The 18,149-nt window shown below is 34.9% G+C and carries 12 protein-coding genes; 1 reads left to right on the forward strand and 11 read right to left on the reverse strand.

What is annotated here, in order from left to right; genetic code table 11:
* Positions 1 to 102 precede the first annotated feature (102 nt).
* Genes IGL98_RS16650 through IGL98_RS16660 form a run of 3 tightly spaced genes read right to left on the reverse strand, consistent with a single transcriptional unit; the run spans position 103 to position 2,221 of the window.
* Positions 103 to 669, reverse strand: a complete 567-nt coding sequence (locus tag IGL98_RS16650) for an NADPH-dependent FMN reductase (protein WP_206844203.1) — start codon at positions 667 to 669, stop codon at positions 103 to 105.
* 11 nt (positions 670 to 680) lie between these two features.
* Positions 681 to 1,760: an LLM class flavin-dependent oxidoreductase gene (locus IGL98_RS16655; RefSeq protein WP_206911381.1), complete on the reverse strand. Its 1,080-nt coding sequence runs from the start codon at positions 1,758 to 1,760 to the stop codon at positions 681 to 683.
* A 38-nt stretch (positions 1,761 to 1,798) separates the two neighbouring features.
* The gene (locus IGL98_RS16660; protein WP_206844200.1) at positions 1,799 to 2,221 is read right to left on the reverse strand and encodes a MarR family winged helix-turn-helix transcriptional regulator; all 423 of its coding nucleotides are present in this window, start codon (positions 2,219 to 2,221) and stop codon (positions 1,799 to 1,801) included.
* 223 nt (positions 2,222 to 2,444) lie between these two features.
* Here IGL98_RS16660 and IGL98_RS16665 point away from each other — a divergent pair, with 223 nt between their 5' ends.
* Positions 2,445 to 3,410: a tRNA dihydrouridine synthase gene (locus tag IGL98_RS16665; protein WP_206844197.1), complete on the forward strand. Its 966-nt coding sequence runs from the start codon at positions 2,445 to 2,447 to the stop codon at positions 3,408 to 3,410.
* Between the two features lie 112 nt (positions 3,411 to 3,522).
* On the opposite strand, the gene IGL98_RS16670 is transcribed toward IGL98_RS16665, so the two are convergent.
* The 8 genes from IGL98_RS16670 to tmk form a co-directional block, all read right to left on the reverse strand.
* A complete protein-coding gene (locus tag IGL98_RS16670; RefSeq protein ID WP_206911382.1) occupies positions 3,523 to 10,101 on the reverse strand; it encodes an InlB B-repeat-containing protein in 6,579 nt (2,192 codons plus the stop codon).
* Between the two features lie 23 nt (positions 10,102 to 10,124).
* Positions 10,125 to 10,514: a hypothetical protein gene (locus IGL98_RS16675; RefSeq protein ID WP_206844193.1), complete on the reverse strand. Its 390-nt coding sequence runs from the start codon at positions 10,512 to 10,514 to the stop codon at positions 10,125 to 10,127.
* A gap of 280 nt (positions 10,515 to 10,794) precedes the next feature.
* Entirely contained in the window at positions 10,795 to 12,501 is a 1,707-nt protein-coding gene (locus IGL98_RS16680; protein WP_430604876.1) for an IS1182 family transposase, read from the reverse strand.
* A gap of 138 nt (positions 12,502 to 12,639) precedes the next feature.
* Positions 12,640 to 13,335 (reverse strand): hypothetical protein, encoded by a 696-nt coding sequence (locus IGL98_RS16685; RefSeq protein WP_206844191.1) that lies wholly within the window; start codon positions 13,333 to 13,335, stop codon positions 12,640 to 12,642.
* Entirely contained in the window at positions 13,328 to 14,719 is a 1,392-nt protein-coding gene (locus IGL98_RS16690; RefSeq protein ID WP_206911383.1) for a sensor histidine kinase, read from the reverse strand. Before IGL98_RS16690 ends, IGL98_RS16685 begins: the two co-directional genes overlap by 8 nt.
* Complete coding sequence (locus IGL98_RS16695) at positions 14,703 to 15,371, reverse strand: response regulator transcription factor (RefSeq protein ID WP_206911384.1); 669 nt, start codon at positions 15,369 to 15,371, stop codon at positions 14,703 to 14,705. Before IGL98_RS16695 ends, IGL98_RS16690 begins: the two co-directional genes overlap by 17 nt.
* 722 nt (positions 15,372 to 16,093) lie before the next feature.
* On the reverse strand, positions 16,094 to 17,491 hold the full coding sequence (locus IGL98_RS16700) for an AMP-binding protein (RefSeq protein WP_206911385.1): 1,398 nt from the start codon (positions 17,489 to 17,491) through the stop codon (positions 16,094 to 16,096).
* 24 nt (positions 17,492 to 17,515) lie between these two features.
* Complete coding sequence (tmk, locus tag IGL98_RS16705; RefSeq protein WP_242590045.1) at positions 17,516 to 18,145, reverse strand: dTMP kinase; 630 nt, start codon at positions 18,143 to 18,145, stop codon at positions 17,516 to 17,518.
* Between the last annotated feature and the right edge of the window lie 4 nt (positions 18,146 to 18,149).

The raw sequence follows: 18,149 nt of genomic DNA on the forward strand, positions 1-18,149 counted from the left end.
CTCTTATGATATCACTTTAATTAAACATTAGCCTTTACTTTTTACGGTATAAAAAGTACACTCTTCTCAAAAAGAAGAGTGTACAAGCTCAATCAGTAACTTTTAAAAATCATATTCCGCTTCTTTTTGTTGAATAATCGTTTGATACGTATCCAGCAATAAGAAAAAGTCATCCACGAATCGATCCAATCGGAATTCGATATCTGGGTTCTTGATTTCTTGCCGAATAATATCCTGATCCGTAATAAACACATAGTTCGGCACTAAATTAGCCTTCATATAACTCAAAACAGGACGGATTTGTTGTTCAGGGATCAAAAAGTGTTTTTCTGATCCGGCCGTAACGATCATTCCTGCTACTTTATTCCGAAAAGCATTGACTGGTAACATATCAAATAAATTCTTCAAGGTCCCTGGCATCGATGCTTGAAAAATCGGCGTTCCAATAATCAAGCCGTCTGCATCCATAATTTTTTTCAATGCTGTGCCAACTTCACCTTCATGCTGAAGATATTCTCGCCCATCTACAAATGGAAATTGTATTTCGGCAAAATCAATAATCTCTACTTCGGCGCCTTCTTTTACTTCTTTTATTTTATTGATTGTATAATTTACGGCTACTCTTGATTTACTGCCAAAAGCTGAGCCGATTATTGCTACGATTTTCATAAACATTCCGCCTATTCTTTGGTGTATTTTTTAACTTCCGGCATCACTTTTGTCGCAATTAGTTCAATGTTTTTCTTCACCAGATTCAGCGGCACACCCCCAAAATCGATTTGAGCCATAAAACGTTGGTGTCCATATAATTCGTATTGGTAAAGCATCTTCTCGATAATTTCATTGACGCCTCCGACCATTAGCGTATCTCGTGTATCTTGCGATTGAGCAAAATGTTGTTTAGGATACGTTCCGCCACGAATCGCTGACCAACCAGCATTTAAAAATGGATACATTTCTTTACGTGCTTGACTACCCGTTTCTGCAACATAAAACAAACTCGTCGTGGCAAGCGGGAATTCTTTCTCATCATAACCTGCTTCTGTTAAAGATAAACGATACGCATCCACAGCACGTTTGAAAATAGGGGCTGGTCCTGCTAAAGTCGTTAGCATCATTGGAATCCCATCTAATCCAGCTTTGATTGCACTATCTGCTGGTCCGCCTACTGCTCGCCAAATAGGTAAATATCCACGCACTGGTTGTGGTAAGATTTCTGCATTTTGCAATGGCGCACGAAAGGCACCTTTCCAATTCATTCGTTCATTTGGTGTTGCTTCATTCAATAGTTTTAACAAATGTATTTTTTCTTCGAACAATTCTTCATAATCTTTTAAATCAAACCCAAGTAGTTCATAAACACCGACACGAGAACCTCGACCTGCAACGATTTCTGCACGACCATTTGAAATTAAATCTAAGGTGGCGTACTCTTCATAAACTCGAACTGGATCATTGGTACTTAGAACTGTGACTGAGCTGGAAATTTTGATATCTTTTGTTTGTGCTGCAATTGCAGATAGAATCACTTGGTTAGCTTGTCCGATAAAATGACTTTGGTGGCTTTCACCTACACCGAAAACATCGATTCCTGCTTCATCGGCAAATTTTGCCGCTTCGATAATGTCATTGATTCGTTGTTGTTCGCTGATTATATTTCCTGTCATTGGATTTTTAATGTGATCTCCTAAAGAATATAAGCCAATTTCCATGCCTTTTGATGGATCAATGCCGAATTTTTCATTCATTTTTTTGTTCATTTCTCTGCACCTCTTTCTCGTAATCTATTACATAGGTCTTACTGCATCAATTTTTTACTGATTTTAGCGAGTTGAAGCACTTCTTGTTTCGTTAAAGTATCAAAAGCAGAGGCCTGCTGTTTACTTTGTTTAAAGAAGCAAGTATCTAGTTGTTCTTGCCCAACATCCGTCAAAGAGATGTATTTTTCCTTCCATTCTTGCTGGCGAGTAATCCAACCATCTGCTTCAAATTGCTTAATCATTTGCGAAACGCCACCTTTGGAAAGAAGTAATTTCTCCCCAAGTTCCTTTTGTGTGATTGGCTGATTTTCATGAATCCGATGAAGCATATCAAATTTTGAAACGTTCAAGTCATATTGTTTTAAAAATTCATTGGACTGAATATTGCTTTTTTGAACAAACTGCAAAATAGACATCCAACAACTTAATTTTACTTTTTCTGAAAGTGATAATTTTTCCATTGATTAAACCTCCTCTTTAGTTTAGAACTAAACTGATGAAGCTAGTATAATATACTTACTAAAAATAAGCAAACTGCAGCTACTCGCTGTTACTAATAATCATCGATTTATCTTGAAGATCATTTCACTAGTTAAATCTTCTCTTTGATTCTTCCAAGTATTATTAGTATAATGATAATGTTTTTCAGAACATAATCGAAAGTAATAGAGTGGAGACTATAGAATGATGAATAATTTTTGGGCAGAATTACCAAAGCCTTTTTTTATTTTAGCACCGATGGAAGATGTGACGGACGTTGTCTTCCGCCATGTTGTCAAAAAAGCAGGCGCACCTGATGTTTTCTTTACTGAATTTACGAATTCAGATAGTTATTGCCATCCAGATGGGAAAGAAAGTGTACGAGGACGTTTAGTATTTACCGAGGATGAACAGCCAGTGGTCGCGCATATTTGGGGCGACAAACCTGAATTCTTCAGAGAGATGAGTCTTGGATTAGCAGAAATGGGCTTTAAAGGCGTAGATATCAATATGGGGTGTCCCGTTCCCAATGTAGCAGGGCGCGGAAAAGGAAGCGGTCTTATTTTACGGCCGGAAGTGGCCGCCGAATTGATTGAAGCGGCTAAAGCTGGTGGTTTACCTGTTAGTGTTAAAACACGGATCGGGTATGCAGAAACCGCTGAGTTAGGAAACTGGATCACACACCTACTGAAACAAGATATTGCCAATCTTTCTGTTCATTTAAGGACGCGAAATGAAATGAGTAAAGTTGACGCCCATTGGGATTTGATTCCTCAAATTATGGAAATTCGTGATCGTGTTGCACCTCAAACACTGATTACGATCAATGGCGATATTCCTGATCGACAAAAAGGAATGGAACTTGCGGAACAATATGGTGTAGATGGAATCATGATCGGTCGAGGGATTTTTAAAAATCCTTATGCGTTTGAAAAAGAACCCAGAGAACATTCTCCAAAAGAGTTGCTTGGATTATTGGAGATGCAACTTGATTTACAAGATCATTATGCTGAAATGGTGCCACGCTCGATTGTTGGTCTGCATCGTTTTTTTAAGATTTATGTTAAGGGATTTCCTGGAGCGAGTGATTTGCGAGTTAAATTGATGGGAACGAAATCGACGGATGAAGTTCGAGAGATTTTGAGAGAATTTTATGAAATGAGTCTTTAACAGTAAGATGGAGATATTAAAATCTATTTGTTTGTCTTTTAGGTCTTCTATAATAAAAAAGCCTTAAACGTTCATTATTCTAACGTTTAAGGCTTTTATTTCAGATTATACTCTAGTCTTGAATATTTCTTTTTCTAAACCATAGTAAAACGGATCCACTCATAACCATAGTTAAACCGACTAACCAAGTTAGGAACGACTTTGTCTCACCAGCTTTTGGTAATTTACTTTGTTTATCACTTCTCTTTGTTGATTTTTTATCATTGGAAATAACATCGCTTTTTTTGTTGTTATCTTTACTATTTTCATCTATATTAGTTCCGTCTTGATTTTCGTCATCGTTCGATTTTGTAACGTCGTCATCCACAGACATTACAATTGTTTTAGTCACCGTAGAGGCTTCAGGCACTTCATCGCTTGTTGTTTGAGCGGAAGTTGCCTTCGTACTTAGGGATGCTTCCGTTTCTTCGTAAGTTTTTGGTGCATAGCTGATAGTTACTTTTTGTTCCCCACCAACATTTGCTTTAACAGCTGAAGTATCCACTAATAGATCCTTCCCAGCTACAACAACTTCTTTATTTGCATTAACAACTTGAGCTTTAGAGGCCGCTAAAATTGCCGTATTTAATTTGTTCGCTGTATCTAATTTTTTCAAATCCGATAAAGCAATCTTAAAATTGTCTGCTTCTAATTTCCAAGTTCCATCTGCAATCAAATCAATCCACTGAGCTTTTAGCACCATACCACAAGCTGGCATTATGAATGATTCTTCCATAACTTTACCATTCTCATCTAGCCAACCAGCAAATGCAAATGCCTCGCGAACAGGAGTCGTAATTCCTTTTAAGGTAACTTGACTATCCGTTGGTTGAATGATATCGGTTGGTTTTGTCTCTGGATCTCCGCCATTAACATCAAAACGAATCGTTTGATCTTCGACCGCCCATTCCGCAACTAATGATAGACCGCCTACTGGCACAGTTATTACACCTTCATATTTTTTATCGTTTGCATACCAACCTGCAAATGCATACCCTGCACGTGTTGTGATTACTTCACTCATATTTAATTCAGCACCAGCTGGCAATACAATTGGCTCTACAGGTGTCCCTTCACCTGAATCAAATGTAATTTCTTGATCTTCACCTGTCCATTTTGCGACTAATGATAGACCACCGGCTGGCATTGTTATTGTGCCTTCGTATTGTTTATCGCCTACATACCAGCCTGCAAATGTATAGCCTTCACGTGTTGAAACTGCGTCATTCAGATTTACTTCGCTATCTGTTGGCAATACAATCGGCTCTAATGCTGTACCTTTGCCTGAATCAAATGTAATTTCTTGGTCTTCTGCCGTCCATTTTGCAACTAATGATAGACCGCCAGCTGGAACAGTTATTGTACCTTCGTATTGTTTATTGCCTACATACCACCCTTCAAAGGTATAGCCTGCACGTGTTGTGACTGCGTCATTTAGATTTAATTCGCTATCTGTCGGCAATACAATCGGCTCTAATGCTGTACCTTTGCTTGAATCAAATGTAATCACTTGATTTTCAGCAGACCATTTTGCAACCAATGATAGACCGCTGGCTGGGACAGTTATTATACCTTCGTATTTTTCATTCCCCACATACCAACCTTTAAATGTATATCCTACACGTGTTGTGACTGCGTCATTTAGGTCTAATTCGGCACCTGTTGGTAATACGATTGAGTCCACTCCAGTACCTTTATCTGAATCAAATATAATCACTTGATCTTCACCTGTCCATTTCGCAACCAATGATAGACCGCCTACTGGCATTGCAATTGTTCCTGACACTTGTGTCTCACCATTAAACCAACCAATAAATTGATATCCTGCTTTTGTTGGCTTAGCTAGTCCATCTAGATCAACTACACTATCCGTGGCAGCTACAATATCTTCTTGTTTTGGAGAACCGCCATCCATATCAAAGCTGATAGTTTGATCTTCAGCCTTAAATTGAGCTGTTAACGTAAAATCTGTGGCTGGTGCTACATCTGTGGCAAAATTCCAGATGCTATTGTCTTCTTTAGCCCAACCTGTAAATTTATACCCATTTTTCACAGGATCTTTTGGTTTGGTAATAGTTTTATTGTAAACAACTTCTGATTTTGAACGCTCTGTTCCTTCAACCATATAAGAAACATTAACTTTTGCATCTTCAATTTCCACTGTGATTACGCTCGGAAACGAGACTAAACCAAGTTCATCCGTTGCGGTAACCATGACCGCATAGCTTCCCTGAACTTTGCTATCTGGAATAACCGTAGCCGTATTACTTGTCAGTGTTGTAGTTAATCCCGCTGGATATGTTGTTGTAGTTGCAACAGCTTTCGCTAAAACTGTAGCTTCATCAACTGTGTCTATTGTTGTGAATGTAATTGTTGGATTTGTAATAGCAATTGTTGGTTTGCTTGCTACGATAAAATCCGTTTTAATTGGTGAGGCATTTCCATTTCCCGCATCATCTGTAACAACCAAGTCAATGGTATATTTTCCATAGTTTCCATCTGAAATTAGAAGACCAATTGCTCTATCTAATTCACCCATAGAACTTCCTGAATAGCTTACTTTTCCAAGACGATCTAAAATTGTCCAAACAAACGTTGCCTCTGTTGTATCATCTGTTGCTGTAATCTTCGCACCACTGGGATTAACATTCCCTTTTGTCCCAATAGCACCTTCTAAATCAACAGAACCTATTGGCGTATCTGCATCTGTGATATAGATATCTGAAATATCCGTAGCATCTTTCCCAATTCCTGGTGTCAAATTGATGGCTAATGTTCCACCAGCTTGACCATTCATCTTTTCATTGAATACAAACTTTTTACCACTCGGTGCAGTAAATTCCAAGGTATAATCTCCAGGTTTACTTATATCTAAACCTTCAAATGAATAAGAACCTTCAGCACCTGCAATTGTTGTTTCAATAACTTTTGCTGTGGCATCTCTTAATGCCACTGTATATCCTGAGCCATACTCAGTTGTTTTAATAACATCATTTTTATCAGTAAAAATAATTTTTCCTGATAAAGGAGTTGGTATATAAAGTGCCACCTTCAAATCCGTTATGATATTAGTCGTTGGACTGATAATTAACTCCGTTTGACCACTTTGCTTCAACCACGCCGTTTTATCATCAATCTTTTCTAAACCATTATCTCCTGTAGTAATAAATTCTGCGCCTTCAACATCTGGCAAACTCACTTTGATTTTATACGTATTGTGTGCTAAATCAACAAAGCCAAATGTTCCTGCTTTACCTGTTCCATCAGCAGCTGACTCACTTTTAGCTCCTGTAGAAATAAAATCTGTTCCTTCTTTTTTAAATAATTCTAATTGAACTTTATTTAACTCTGGTTCACTCGCTGATAATGAACCATCTTTATTTAAATCTAAATATATTTGACCAGAAAGTATACCATCTTCTGCTGCTGGAGTAGTTTTAGCGACTGCAACCACTGGTTCACCAGCAAGTGTGACATCTCCAGCTTGAGTTGTCTTTGTTACTTTATACGCTAAACTATTGTTAGCAGAAATCACTTCTGAACTACCTTTAGGTGGACGTTTTGCATCTAACGGTACATTCGTTGTATATTTCAACTGAACTGTATCACCTGGTTTAACCGTAATTCCCGGCAAAGTTAAGTTTAATGAACGAACTCTCGTAATTTCATTAGAACTTTGGAAAGGGTCCCCGCTCACATAACTACCTGATGGAACAGAAAATCTTTCAGGAGTGGACGATGTTGATGTCAGTAACGTCGTATCATTCGTTTGTTCTCCATTATAAAAAACGTGGATTCCCGAAGCATCTGGATTCACTTGGAACTGTGAACCTCTTGGAACATTTGAACCAACCAATGTATCACCTACGTAGGGCAAGATATTGACAACCTCAAAGTTCTTATATTCATTTGTTCCTTTGTTTGTCAAAGTGATATCATAGTCAATTTTTTGTCCTGGAACGACATTAGCGATCTCGCCTTTTGTCGCATTCACATAATCGGCATCTGCGCTGCCTTTGACTTTGACGTCTGTTTCGATTTTATCTACTTCACCAACTGTAAAAGCTGTTGTCTTTGAGTAGTACGAAGAGATATTAACACCTAAACCTTGTTTTAATTCTGCTGACAATGTTTTTTTGCCATAACCTGTACCGTTCACATTCATCGTGTCTATCTCTTGTGTTAATGAACCCATCCCAACTTCTACTTCATATAATCCAGAACTTAAATTCTCAGCTTTATACTGATTTGCGATAAATAGCATCTCTGTTTTATCAAAATATCTAAGCGTTGTATTGTCCGCTTTATAATAATAGATCACGCTTTTTTTATCTGAAGTTTCAAAACTTCCAGTATTTTCAGCTTGGGAGATAGGTTGAACCGTTGTTCCAGAGACAGGTGCTTGACGATAAGTTACACTACCTCCGTTTGGAATCTGAATAGTATTATCCGTATTTTTTACAGACATTCCTTTAGGAACTTTAACAAAAATATACGGTTGTTCTAACTTTCCTTGGCTTAAACCAAGACGATAATTGTATTTAAATATATCACCATTTAAAACTGTGATCGCATCAAAAGCGGCAGTAGTCGCTTGTTCAAATAAAGCTCCGCCAGTTAATTGCTCATCATTTCCAATGATAGTATAATTTGCTGTATAATTTGCTGTGTCTAATGAAATATTTTCTGATAATGCATCTGTGAAACTTATGCTTTCAACTTTTAATTGAATTGTATCACCAATTTTATTATCACGATTTTTCATATATATTCGATCAGGTTGAATATTTCTAGCAGTTGCATTATTGGCTTGAGTAATCTTGACTTTTTTTATCTCTCCAGAAATATTTTCAAAGCTATACGTTGCTTCATCTGACTTCTCAGTCACTTCAATCCATTGATTTCCAAGAAGATATTCTACTTTTTGAATAGCGTTTTGAGTAAGATCTATTCGACCTGATGAAACACGTGTAACATCAACTCCATCTGGTATTTGATAAACTGTTTCAAAATTCGACACTTCACCTGAACCTTGGCTAGTATAACCTAATGCGTAGTTGAATTCTGAAGTAATTTGAGATTCCTTTGGTGATGCTTGAGTAAATTTAACTTGGTTTCCTGCTGGTACTATCTTAACCGTGCTAGGTGCTGTCGAATAAATCAATTCGTCTCCGTCATAAATCTCATAACTATAGCTATAAGTTTTATCGATTTCAGCATCGTTACTGATTCGTAAACCGCCGCCCCAATAAAAGACACTTACTTGATTAGCATTTATTTCACCAAATGCCATCTCTGTCTGGGTATCACTTAATTCGGTAAGTTTTTTAGAAGCATTCTGTATAGTTCCGTTATTATCGTAAGTAGTGCCTCGACCTTCCTTGAAAGTGAGCATATCTTTAAATTCTGGATCACTCACTGTTAAGATAATTCGAGCATTTTTAAACGATTCTTTCAGAGTCTTGCTTCGTGTCAATCTTGGATATATTTCTTGCGTCTCACCTTGATAGGCCGTCACATTAACGCCAACGCCACTAAAATCCCAACTCTTACTATTCGGTGTTACTAAAGCAAAAGGATCTCCCGTAAACTTAGTACTTGCGCTATTCACAACAGTTTCAAATGGATCACCATTACTATTTGTACCATTAATTGTATAGCTCGTTTTAATATTTTCGTCTAAGCCAATTCCTACTTTTGGCAATACTGTTACAGCCATATTAACGAAATTACCCGATGTATATCCATTTTTCAAAGTATACGTCACTGTATTTGCATCACGATCATACTTAACCGTTTTAAACCAAGTACTATCTGCTATTTTTGTATACGTTTGAATCGTACCATTCTCAACTTCGACCGTTATTGTTGTATTATTTAAATTTGTTGTTGCATCTGTATAAGTCAAACTTCCAGAAAATTGAAGACGCTCATCAACATCACTTGTTTCTTCTTTACTAGTTGTAGCTGTAAGCGTTGGTGCCACAACTGTTTCGTTTGGATTTATTTCTGAACGCTCATTTGTCTTTTTAGAAGCTTCTTGATTTGTTGAAGGTGCTTTTTCACTAACAGCCACTTCCAATTCATTACTTTTAACTGTTTTATCAATGTCTTGTAATATTAACTTATACGTCCCTACTTGATCTGCTATTAAGTTTAATTTGAAATCTTGGGCTTCAGAAATATTTTTTATCGTTAATTCACGTTTTTCTTGATTGTAAGCTAAATTCTGATTCAAGCCTCCATCAGCATTTTTATTCTTCTCAGTGTTAAATGAAATCCCTTCTGGCAATTCAAGGACACCCGTACTGATTGTTCCTTTGATCTTTAAGTTAAAATCAGATTCCATAGTAATTGGTGTCGATTGCTCCTCTAATGCTAAAGAAAAGCGTTGTTCTACTCCTTTATTCTCTGGTTGATGCTCCTTATTCGAACTCTCAGTTGTAATTGAGCGTACCTTAGGCACGATATCTGTGTTTTGTTTCAGTGATCCTTGTTCTCCACTGCTCTCTAGTGTCTCGTTTGATTCGACTGTCGAATCTGTTGTGTATGTTTCACGGATTCCCTCCGCTGATACAATTCCTGGAACTGTCGTTTGAGACATTAACATCAGTACCGCCATACAAATAGTTACTCTATTTTTAAACTTCATCCTATTTCCTCGCTTCATAGATTTTAATTTAACACTTGGAAAAATACTTTATCATCAAAAAAGTAAATATTTTTTGAAATTATTTTCTTTTGTTTATCTTCTAAATTATACTGATATACACTCAATTTTTTTGTTGGATTATCAATTAATTGAAGCTGATGAATCATTTCAGTTTGATTAGTAGTGCCATAAAACTCTAAATATTTATCTAGTTTTTTCACATTCAAATCTTCATTAAATTCTTTCAAATCCTCATTAAATAATTTATCGATTTCGATTTTGCTGTGAATTTTTTCACTTGGCTGTCCTAGTAAATCGATTACTTTATCCGAATCGGCTCCCATATGTACTTGCTCAAAATCAACTTCTGATTTTTGAACTAACCCACTAATTATAATAAATCCTGTCCCCAAGATAACGGCAACTATGCAACATAACGTAGTTTTACTAAATCGTTTTCCAAAAATTGTCCATTTGTTTCTCTCTATCCTACTTCACTCCTGTACTTTAAAATATATTCACTCTCTACTTTATAATTTACAATGTATATAGGTACGTTTCAAAGTTGAAACGATGTACTTTTGTGTTTTTTTTGTGTTTTTTCTTATAAAGTAATCCTATTTATATCGAAGAAATATCATAATACTATCATTTGTGAAAAAATTCAATAAAATATTTGATTTTTATTTGTTTTTATAACCATATTTTAATAAAAAAAACAAGAGCTTGGGACGTAAGTCCCAAGAACCCTAAAATAGAAGACCGAAAATCGTAAAAAATGATTTTCAGTCTTCTATTTTTTAGATTATTGGGAGAATCCTCCTTGTTTTCTAGCTTACTTAGCCTATATTTCCTTAAATTTACCGCCATTAGCGCGAATTCAATTTCATTGTGTGTCTGCTGTTTCCCACGAACAGAGAAACGAGTGAAGCCTAAACAAGCCTTCAGATGTCCGAAAGCTGGCTCAACGTCAATTTTTCGTTGGCGATAGATTTTACCTGTTTCTTTTTCTGAAAGCAGTTGTTGAACCCTTGCTTTAAAGTATTCCCAGTTCATGTTCTTTTGAATCTCGCGATTCTTACCACTCTTCGCTTTTGTACATTGGCTTCGAACAGGACAATCCGAGCAGTCTTCACATTCATATCGTTTTAAATACCGTTTAAACCCATACTTATCTGTACGAATAGAATAATTTCGAAAATTCATTTTCCGTCCATCGGGACAAAGAAACGTATCATCTAATTCCTGATACGACCAGTTTGCGGGAAGGAACGGGTTTTGTTTGAATTTTTTCTTTTGTTCTTTATGATACATGGCGTAAGTGATGAGTGGTGTTCGCTCATGATCCTCTAAAACCGCTTGATAGTTTTCTTCTCCTCCGTAGCCAGCATCTGCGACAATATAGGTTGGCAGTTCAAAGAAACGCTCTTTTAAAGTGCTTAAAAAAGGGCGCAATGTCCGTGTATCTGTTGGATTTGAGAAAAGGTCGTAACCTAAAATATACTGACTGTTTGTGGCAATTTGGAGATTATAGCCTGCTTTCAACTGACCATTTTTCATGTGATCGTCTTTCATGCGCATAAAAGTGGCATCTAGATCAGTTCTAGAATAGCTGTTGCATTGTTCTAGAATCTGTCTATGTTTTTGATAAGCGAGTTTTCGCTCTTTAAAGTCCTTGAAAAGTTTCCTTAATTTTTTAGGAACTTTTCGTTTAGAACGGATTGATTTGCGCGTAATTCCATCCTCTGCTTGTTCGATTTTTTCTGTAAACTTTTCTACAACATGCGCGAGATTTTCTTCAATCTTGCCTAATTCAGTGACAGATAATTCTTTTGAGGACTCTCGTTCAATTTCAGGGATAATTTTATTTTTTAGCAATTCATCGTAGAGAAAATTTGATTTTTCAGTGAGCTTTTTATCAAAGTTGTCAACGGATTTTTTCCAGACAAAAGTATATTTATTGGCATTGGCTTCAAGCTTTGTGCCATCAATAAAAATCGCTTCTTCTTCAATCAATTGTTCCTTGACTAATTGGCTACGGAACTGGACGAAGCACTCCCGAAGGAGTGCATTCACTAAAGGATTCACTCGAAAACGATTAATGGTTCGATAGCTAGGTTGATAACTTTGAGTGAGCCACATCATGCGAATACTGTCTTTCGTTAACGCTTCAATCTTGCGACCAGAAAATACAGATTGCGTGTAGGCACATAAAATCATCTTCATCATCATTTTTGGATGATAAGAAGAAGGCCCCATTTGATGGTTGAAAGGAAGAAAACGTTCATCAGGAATACTTTCAACTAATTGATCAATCGCGAACGCGATATCATTTTTTTCTAACTGAAAGCTAAAATCTAGAGGAAGAACAACTTGATTTGTGGTATAATTTTTAAACATAAGAACACCTCGCTAGTTTATTTGTGTAGTACTTTTATTTTAGCAAAGGTGTTCTTATTTTTGTACAAAAAAATAATCCAGACGCCAATCAAGTTGACTGGTATCTGGATTTTTCGTTGGGACTTATGTCCCAAGCTCCTATTTTATTCGAAGTATTTCTAAAACCTCTTTGATTAGTTTCATCGCGTATTGATACTGGGTAATTAAGATGATTACTGGTATCAATATTAAAAATAAAAACATCATAGTTAAACTAATTTTTTGAATCCAGTTAAAATTAAGCCCTCTTAAAGTATCTTTTGTAGTATTTCTGCCCATAAGCTCCTGTTGTTGATTCTTCAAAAACATGATTTCAATGTCCTTACGTTCACCTTTCACCTTTACTCCAACGCTCGTTTGGACGCCTCCAATTGTTGTGTAGGTTATAGAATAACTTCCGACAGTCGCTTGTATTCGATTTGTATTAACCGCAACTATTTGTTCTATTGCGCCATACTTAGTATTCCATGCCTTCGCTTTTCCTGCTCGTATCCAATCAGCTTGATCAAACTGTAATACATCTTGAATTGTCACCGATAAAGGACTAGCATCAATTGCAATTCCATTATCGCCAATAGTAGTATATGTTCCTGTTACAAGCATATAGACGTTTTTTTCCAGTTTTTTACCTTCTTCTTCATAATAAACTTTAACAGGGTAACTCCCAGGCTCTTTCACATTCTCTAATTTTTTTAAACTTTGTTCGTCTGTTGTCGTAGCCGTTGCAGTAGCGGTGGAAATCAGACTCATAAAAAGAAAGAAAAAAGAAACAAATAATTTCAATTTTTTATGCATTATCCACCTCTTTTGGAAGGATAATTTTTAATAAAACACCCTCATTCTTTGGTTCGAAATAGTATTTCCCACCATACTTCTCAACCATTACTCGAACAGTATACATCCCGATTCCTGTGCTATATTGATTAACTTCTAAAGCTGTATGATAAAACAATTCAAATACATGATCAAAATCAATCATTTCAGCGTCATCACTTTCATTATATGCAGAAATGATCATTTCATTTGACCTTTCCTCGATTTTTAATTCAAACATCCCATTTTCTTTTGTATATTGAGCTACATTCGACAGAATATTATGGATTAGTTGTTTAGCTTCTATCTCGTCGATTTTAATCATCGCTCTTTTCGGAAAGTCCAATTCCGCATAAATTTTTCTAGATTGTAGTATTGGTTTAAATCGCTGAAGCGTTTCTTGAATAACTTTAATAATATCCACTTTAACAGGTTCTACTTTCACATCATTTTTATGGACTAAGTAAATTGCACTTTGAATTTCTTTTAACGTTTTATGATTCTTTTCTTGCATTCTTTTCAAAACTGCTATAAGTTCTAAATCATCTTGATGTTGTTCTATTAAATTTTCGAACTGCATGGACTGCATTGTTAGAGGTGTCTTCAAATCATGAATGACCGATGCTACTAATTGATCCTTGTAGATCATAGCTTCTCTTTTGGCTTGTAATTCCTTTTCTAACTCTGTATACCTCATCCCAAAGTTATCCATTTTCCCTTGCAAATCTCCAGTGAATTCAGTTAAATCTTCCAAAAGTCCATCGTACTTTGATAGATTTTCTGAACTTGACACACCAGCTAAATCAAACTTTTTCATTTTTATGATAGTATTTTTCAATCTTTTTAACGGTCTCACTGTATCATAAAACATTTTTAATAAGAGCAACATGATCACTGTAAATAGAATCAAGATTAAAATTACCAAGCCGATTAATGTTACTTCAAAGAATTTTTGTGGGTTAACCGTATAAATGGCTAACCAAACTTGATAATCCGTCCCTTCCACAGTGATTACGTAACTGGCATGATAACTCAAAGGAACCTTTTTTACTATTTTATCTAGTTCTTTGAACTCAATACTAGGAAGAGTCTGGAAAACATAACCTGATTGACTCAGAACAACAACATCTATTTGGTTCATTTCAGAAATTTCTTTTAAGCGCTTTGTTCTGGTAGCAGAGTCCGTTACTTCGACACTTTCCTTGATATCTATGGTAATAGTATTTATTCTTTTTTCATCGATTTTGTTATAGATTTCTGGCAAAAAAAATACTACCATGCCCAAAAACAGCATCACTATAATATATGTTACTGCTAACACCGAAAATTTAGAGTTATTCAGTCTTTTTTTATTCTGCCCATTCATAACCAATACCCCTAATTGAGTAAACACTTGTTAAATATAGTTTCGAACGTAAATTCTTAATGTGTGTATCAATCACTCTTGTATCTGCAATCTGAAAATCTTCTCTCCATATATCTTTGATGATTTTTTCCCTAGATAAAACCTTATTTTTATTTTTTAATAATAGTACTAACAAATCAAATTCTTTTAGCGTTACTTCCACCAACTCATTATTCTTATAAATTTTTCTGGTCTTCACATTAACTCGAATATATTCGTTTTTACTGAATAGCTCTTCTGTCACTGGTACAAAATCTTCTTCTAAAACTTTTTCAATCCGTTTAGAAATGATTTTGACAGAGACTGTTTTTTTTATGTATTCATTGACATTTAAGTCTAACCCACGATATTCATCATCTTCATTGTCTGAATTGGTTAAAATAATGACCTTTATATCTGGACTAATCTCACGTAGTAATGAAAGAAATTGTAGTCCATCTACTGAGACCATCTGCAAATCACTGATTACTAAGTCAAAAATTTTTTCTTTGAAAAACTTTAAACCTAAAATTGCATTATTCGCACTCGTCACATGGTAGCCTTTAAGTGATAATAGTTCTTCCATAAACAGGCAATAATCCTGATCATCATCCACAAATAAAATTCGCTTCATCTGAAACCCCTCTCTTTTTATACGTACATATCGTTTAAAAACCGATAAAGACATTTCTTTTACTTTACTATATCGATATAATACACTTTTTTGTTTAAATAAGGTAGTCATTGTTAATATGTTTATCGTACATCTGAATATATACTCTCCTATAAATAAAAAAAGAGCGATAAATTAATGAGGTATGGACTGGGCTACAAAAATTAAATGTTCTCAGCACAATATTTCATTAATTCTGCCGTAGTCATGTTTCACTTCTATCTATATTGAATTGATGTTAGCAAAAAAGCACCCGCAAGATGCTGATGCTTAAAGTCTTTTAAATTCTTTGTCGAATTGCTAATTTGAACCAAAAAACTCTTGTAAATGCTGATAAAACAAGGAGTTGATTAACGTTTTGAGAACTGTGAAGCTTTACGAGCTTTCTTAAGACCTGGTTGGCTAAACTCAGATAACATTCAGCTTCAAAATATAGTAATATCAACAGTTTCTATTAAAATCAGCTAAAGAAAGTGTCACTATATTTGAATAAATTTCAATTACTCGTAACTAAAATTCGTAACCAAACAAAATAGCTTGCACGTCAGAGTATATATTCATACTTAACACAATAATTTTATCCAAAAACACACATAAATCAGAATAAGGCTACTTTTTTATAACCATAAATTATAAGCAGGCTTGCTTACTATTTTTACACACTAAGAAAAATACTCTCAAAACTACTGACAGTCTAACAAACCAATACTTTTTTCTTCTAAAAGTTGAGTATCAACTTTTCCATTTTTTTTCAACGGAAAAGTCGATAATTCAATGATTTGCGAAGGTCTCATAAATTCTGGTAAATTATCTATTAATGTTTGTTTTACTTCTTTAGCATTTTTCGAAACAACAACTATAATTTTTTTCTTATACACAAATGCGTGGCAATTTACTTTATTCAATCGGTTAACATTGTATTCAATCTCCCCTAAATCTACTCTAAAACCTTTTATTTTTACTGTTCTATCTATCCTACCAAGATAAATAATTTTCCCATTTTTTTTCTTTTTGACCATGTCCCCCGTTTTATATACTTTTTGATCATTCCAATAAATAAATTTTTTTTTAGTCTCAGCTTTAGAATTAATATATCCTATTGAAAGCCCATCACCTGCTATATAAAGTTCCCCTTGTTGTGCTTCTTTTCCGTTTTCCCCAATAATATATACACTTGTTCCATAGACAGGGGTTTCGATGGATATCTCATTGATATTGGTCAATTTCCCTATAACATCTAAGGTAGTAAATACTGTACCTTCAGTTGGTCCATATCCGTTTATTACAGTAGTGTAATTTAAAGCAATTTGTACATGTTCTAAACTTAATTGTTCTCCACCAACGATTACACAATCTACATTAACAAGCAGTTCAGGATTTTTATCTATCCAAAAATTGAATAGCGAAGATGTTATCCACATGATATTAATTCCTTGACGTATTCTTTCTTCTACTTTAAATATATTTAGTACTTCCTTTTTACTTAATATTGAAATGGTCATACCTTTTAACAAAGGGCACCAAATCTCTATGAGTGAAGCATCGAACTCCAAAGGACTTATATGCGACATTATTTTACCTTCTTCAAATGATAGTCTGGGCTCCTTTATCAAGCGTAATATTGCTTTATCAGAAATCCCAACAGCTTTAGGAATTCCAGTTGTACCAGAAGTAAATGCAATATAGCTCAAGGTATTAGCGCTTCGTATTTTATCTTGATAAATTAAATCGTTATACTCTTCAGGTAGTATGCAAAAAGCATCAAGGACTATCTTTATATTCAACTCACTCATCAATAACTCTTTTCGATTTCGCGGATAATCAGGATTTATTACTGTATATGTTGCACCAGAGCTTATTACCCCTATCATTGCTGCTATTGCCTCTATACTTCTTTCCATTTGAATACCAACAACTTCATTTTTGGATATCCCTTCATTTATTAAAAAAGCACTGTATCTATCCGATTTCCGTTTTAATTGAGAATATGTTAAACTTGTAATTCCATCTGTAATAGCAATATTTTCCCCAAATCTTTTAAAACTTACTCCCAGCATTTTAAACATATTTGAATATCGCATCACGCTACCTCCTAAATTACTATACTATGTTTCACTAAAATTTTCAGGATAACTCATCTGCATATATGCCCAACAACTATCGACCACTTCATTAAGTGATTTGTTAGAGTCAATAACAATCGTATTATCATCATATTTCTTTAGTAATCTTTTGTATTCTTTGACGTAAAGCTGAACATCTATCTTACGTTCAAACCTATCTTTTTGTTTCTTAGAAATTCTTTTTTTCAAATTATATGTTGACGCATCAAGAAAAAAAGTAATATCTGGGATAAAATTTTCAATCGCAAGACTATTCAAATCTGTAATAACATTTTCCTCAATAATTCCTCCTTGATAAACATAGGTGCTCAGTGTAAACCTATCACAGATAAGAATTGTACCTTTAAATAGCTCAGGTGCTATAACATCAAGATAGTGCTGTCTTCTACATGATAAAAAAAGAAATAACTCTGTTACTTTATCCATTTTTTTATTCAAAATTAAATCAACTATCTTAGACGACAGATAATTATATGCGGTTTCTTTAGTTATCATTACCTTTTTGTCTGTTTTTTTCTCAATTACTTTTTTCAAGTCGTTACAGACGGAGGTTTTACCCACTCCATCCACTCCTTCTATAACAATGAAAAGACCTCTTTTTAATTTTTTCATTGCA

Origin of the sequence: Enterococcus sp. DIV0840, assembly GCF_050527835.1 — a bacterium.
Classification (GTDB): Bacteria; Bacillota; Bacilli; order Lactobacillales; family Enterococcaceae; genus Enterococcus_L; species Enterococcus_L ureasiticus.